The sequence below is a fragment of the Pengzhenrongella sp. genome, from assembly GCF_036565025.1.
Taxonomy (GTDB): Bacteria; Actinomycetota; Actinomycetes; order Actinomycetales; family Cellulomonadaceae; genus Pengzhenrongella.
Genome location: NZ_DATCNW010000091.1, coordinates 1 through 4,413, shown reverse-complemented (window position 1 = coordinate 4,413; position 4,413 = coordinate 1). Strand labels below are relative to the sequence as shown.

Below are 4,413 nucleotides of genomic sequence, written 5' to 3'. Positions count from 1 at the left end.
GACACGCCGCACAATTCACGACGAACCGATTTTCAATCAACCAAGATGGTGATACTTCCAAATCGGACGCCTATTCAAACTGCGATGAGCGCCTCGCGCGGATCAGCCCGCCCCACCCCACGACAACCTGACCAGTTACTCGGGCACAGCGATGGTGCCCAGGCTGCGATCGACGAGGACCTCAGGCAGCGAGGGCGTGGGTACGGACGATTGACTCAACGACCTGGGCGGGCACTCGGAACTCCTCGGCGACGTCTTCGATCGAATCTCCAGCGAGGAACATCTGCAGAATGTCCTCGGTCCTCACTCCTCGCTCAGCGAGCATCGGCTGCCCGAAGACAAACCGCGGATCGACGATCACGTCGGCGCCTTCGTAGGCGACCAGACGAACACGCTCGGGTCGGTCGTCGGGCCCCCAGGTGATGTGGGTGAGGCCTCGTTCGATGACCCCGGGCAAGCCTCCTTGCCTGTCCCGTGCGCGGAGCCACTCTGAGGCCGCGTCACGATCTGGCAAGTTCAGGAGAACGTCCTTGCCGTCGTGCGCAAGGGCTCCTCGAACAAGGAAGCGAGCGCCGAGCAACTGTCGGGCAGCCGCCATCCCTGTAGTCACCGACTGCATCGACAACCCGTCCCGCCGCAACTGCAGGTAGAACTGCGCTTCGGCCATGGCAATGAACGGAAGACGGGCTGACTTGGGCGTCTCGGGGGTGAGCGAACGGATCAGGTCTCCCCGATTCACCCATCGTCGGAGGGTTTCGTCGCTCATCCGAAGGTGCATCGCCGCCTCGCTGATCGTGTACAGCGGCACGTCGAACCTTGGATCGCGTTCGCTCGACGCCATGCTTCCTCCGCTCTAACTCACGTGACTGCGCCAGGTTAGGGCTGACCGCCCACACAGCGCCTGAACCGGACAGATCAGCGTGACTCACCGTACGGCAGCCGATCTAGGTTCCACGTCGAATTCATTTTCGAGTGCTCGCCGATCACCCCGCGACCTTCTGTTCCTCTCGCCAAGAGCAACTTGGTTAGACACTCGTGGCGTGCGAGTTTGGCGACTCAGGCCTGGTCGGTGGGCATGATCCACAGCTCGCCGACGGACGTGTGCCGGGGGCGGGTGACCATGTACGCGACGCCGTCGGCGATGTCCTCGGGGGCGAGGACCTCGTAGAAGGGGTCGATCATCTCGCCTCGGATCTCGGGCCTGTGGTGCGAGCCCAGCTCGGTCTCGACGCCGCCCGGTTCGAGGACGCCGACCCGCACGTGCCGCTGCGTGACCTCCTGGCGCAGGGACTCGGTGAACCCGTTCACGCCGAACTTCGTCAGGCTGTACGCGGCGTAGCCGCTCCAGGCCACGCGCCCGGCAATCGAGCTGAATGTTCACGATGTCCGCGACCCGGCGCGGGCCCTGCGCCGCGGCTTTCAGCAGGTGCGGCAAAGCGGCGCGGGTGGTGGAGAGCATGCCCTTGACGTTGACGTCGATCATCCGCTCCCAGTCCTCGGCGTCCGCGCCGACGACGGGCCCCAGGAGCATCAGCCCGGCGTTGTTGACCAGGGTGTCCAGCCGCCCGAACCGCGCGACGGCCTGCTGCACGGCGCCCTCCGCCTGCGTGCGGTCGGTGATGTCGGCGGCCACCACCAGCGAGCTCCCGCCCGCCTCGTCGATCTCGGTGGCGAGGGTCTCCAGACGGTCCTTGCGACGGGCCACGAGCACGACGGCGGCGCCGTGCGCGGCGAGCCGCGAAGCGGTGGCAGCGCCAATCCCGCTGCTAGCCCCCGTGACGATGGCAACGGTTCCAGCAAGTGTCGACTCCATGATGACTCCTTCTCTCTCTCTCTCTCTCTCTCTCGGCAAAGGCGGCAAACCCATCGCCGAACTCGGAGGTTTACGTCGAACTCGCACACTGCACCGTGTCCGAGTTCGACGTAGACCTCCGAGTTCGTGCGCACGCGAACCCGCGCTTGCCGACCGCGCTGACGACCCGCTGCCCGGCCTGCTGCTCGACGTCAGTGCAGCGCTCTGTGCAGCGAAAGTGCACCAAAACGACGCATTCACTGCACTCTGGCTGCACTGAGAGATGCACTGAGCCCGCTCACTGACGGGATTGACGGGCTGACCCCGGCGTCGAGCTCGCCGGCTACCCGCGCGCCGGTCGGGCCAGCGAGCCGGTCGGCCAGCCCCGGCCTGTCCCTGATCGCGTTCAGCGCCGACGCCGGCTCGCCCGACGACGACGCGCTGCGGCTCCTCGCCGGCTGGGCCGCCACCCACGCCCCGGCCGACGCCCTGGCGACCGGCGAACCAGGCGTGAGCCGCAGCCGCCGGTACAGAGAGGCTGGCCGCGGGTGACCCGGCTATTTGCTGAATGCGGCGATGATGCCCATCACGGCCGGCCCGAGCAGCACGACGAACAGCGTCGGCAGGATGCACAGCAGCAGCGGGAAGATGACCTTCACCGGTATCTGCATCGCCTTCTCCTCGGCGCGCTGGCGACGCTTCAGCCGGATCTCCGACGCCTGCGTGCGAAGCACCTGCGCGATCGCGATCCCGTACTGGTCGGCCTGGATGACGGCGCGCAGGAAGCGATGCAGGTCGGGCACGTCCGTGCGCTCGGCGAGCGCCAGGTAGGCCGCGCGCCGGGGCTGCCCCACCTGGATGTCCTGCAGCGTCCGGACGAGCTCGTCGGCGAGCGGACCCGTGCCGTTGCGGGCGGCCCGGGTCATCGCCGACTCGAAGCCGAGCCCCGCCTCGACCGCGATCGTCATCTGGTCCAGCGTGTCGGCCAGTGCCAACCCGATCGCCTTCTGGCGCTCCTGGCCCCTGCTGTGCAGCAACAGCTCGGGGGTCATGTAGGCGACCCCGGTCACGATCACGGCCAGGACGAGGTGGCCCAGTCCGGGCGCGCCGCTGACGAGAAGCCCGCCGAGTGCGACGCCCACGGCCGCGAGCACGAGCTTGGCGGCGGCCAGCCGCTCGAGCGGCCAGGCGGGCGGTCTGCCCGCCGATCGGAGCAGCCGCTCGAGGCGGGCGAGAAAGCCGGCGGGCGTGAGCTGGCGAGCCAGCGACGGCGTGGCGGCGGAGCGTCGGAGCGGATCGCCTTCCGGGAGCTCGAGTCCGGCCGTCAGGTTCCGCACCGCCCGTGTGCGGCCCGGGTTCCGGGCCGCGAGCGGCAACCAGACGAGGATCGCCAGCCCAAGACCGACGCCGAGCGCGCCCAGGAACACCACCGGTGGCATCATGCGAACCGCCCCTCTCGAGCGCTAGAACTTGAACGAGACGACCTTGCGCAGCCAGAGCGCTCCGACGACCATCTGAATCACGCAGAGGACGATCAGCGCGTAGCCGAGCGGGCTCTGGGTGAACTTGGCGAGGTAGCTGGGGTTGGTGAGGCTCAGGAAACCGGTCACGCCGAACGGGAGAGCCATCAGCACGTAGGCGGAGAGCGTGCCCTCCGCGCTCAGCGCCTTCACCTGTCGGCGGATCTGATTGCGCTCCCGGATGGTCGTGCCCACCTGGTCGAGCACCTCGGCGAGGGCGCCGCCCACCTCCCGGTGGATGGCGATCGCCTGGGCGATCCAGTTGAAGTCTTCGCTCTGCATCCGTTCCGAGACGTCCTCCAGGGCCTTGCCCAGGTCTCGGCCCACGCGCGTCTCGTTGACCACCCGGGCGAACTCCTCCGCGGTGGGCGACTCGGCCTCCCGAGAGACCGCATCCATGCCACGCAGGAGACTGTGCCCGGCGCGCAGGCTGCTCGCCAGCAGCTGCACGGAGTCGTCCAGCTGGTCGGCGAACGCCCGCTGGCGCTTGCCCGTGCGGACCTTGAGGATCATCCTGGCGATCACCGGAACGAGCAGCGCGAGAAGCACGGCAAGCAGGAACCCGGACAGCAGAAGTCCCACGGCGGCGGCGGTGACCATTCCCGCTCCCACCAGGATCAGGTAGTCGCCCGGGCGCAGGGACACTCCGGCGCGTGCCAGCGCCTCCGCACGCGCCACCCGGCGACCGTCGCGGCTCAGCCGGGAGTCGACGAGCTCGAACAGGCGCTCCGTGGCGGTCGACAGCGACGACGAGCTCGGCACGACTCCCGGCATCAGGCGCTCGGGCGGGAGCCTGCGGGTTCGCGGTCCACTGACGCAGACCGCCGCCGCGGCCAGCGCGCCGTAGCAGGCCAGCAGGCCCAGCACCGCTCCGGGCATCACAGCGCATCAGGATCGGTCGCCCCGAAGACCCGCGGGGAGAGTTGGATTCCTTGGTCACGGAACCGGTCGGTGAACCGCGGACGGACCCCGGTCGGCACGGGCTTGCCCAGGAACCGGCCGCGTGCGTCCACCCCCGCGCTGTAGTCGAACAGGAAGGCGTCCTGCAGCGTGACGGTCTCGCCCTCCATGCCCTGGACCTCGGTCACGTGCGTCACCCGC

The 4,413-nt window shown here is 68.8% G+C and carries 4 protein-coding genes and 2 pseudogenes; all 6 read right to left on the bottom strand.

Annotated features, from left to right (window positions below; translation table 11 throughout):
• Positions 1 to 181: 181 nt before the first annotated feature.
• The gene (locus tag VIM26_RS05070; RefSeq protein WP_331949265.1) at positions 182 to 841 is read right to left on the bottom strand and encodes a DUF433 domain-containing protein; all 660 of its coding nucleotides are present in this window, start codon (positions 839 to 841) and stop codon (positions 182 to 184) included.
• A gap of 215 nt (positions 842 to 1,056) precedes the next feature.
• On the bottom strand, positions 1,057 to 1,353 hold the full coding sequence (locus VIM26_RS05065; protein WP_331949264.1) for an SDR family NAD(P)-dependent oxidoreductase: 297 nt from the start codon (positions 1,351 to 1,353) through the stop codon (positions 1,057 to 1,059).
• A gap of 82 nt (positions 1,354 to 1,435) precedes the next feature.
• Positions 1,436 to 1,813, bottom strand: a pseudogene (locus VIM26_RS05060) (SDR family NAD(P)-dependent oxidoreductase); the annotation flags it as partial.
• A gap of 536 nt (positions 1,814 to 2,349) precedes the next feature.
• Positions 2,350 to 3,234: a type II secretion system F family protein gene (locus tag VIM26_RS05055; protein WP_331949263.1), complete on the bottom strand. Its 885-nt coding sequence runs from the start codon at positions 3,232 to 3,234 to the stop codon at positions 2,350 to 2,352.
• Positions 3,235 to 3,255: 21 nt separating this feature from the next.
• Positions 3,256 to 4,191, bottom strand: coding sequence for a type II secretion system F family protein (locus tag VIM26_RS05050; RefSeq protein ID WP_331949262.1), 936 nt, complete (start codon positions 4,189 to 4,191; stop codon positions 3,256 to 3,258).
• Positions 4,191 to 4,413: pseudogene (locus tag VIM26_RS05045) on the bottom strand (CpaF family protein); the annotation flags it as partial. The gene VIM26_RS05050 and the pseudogene VIM26_RS05045, both read right to left, overlap by 1 nt.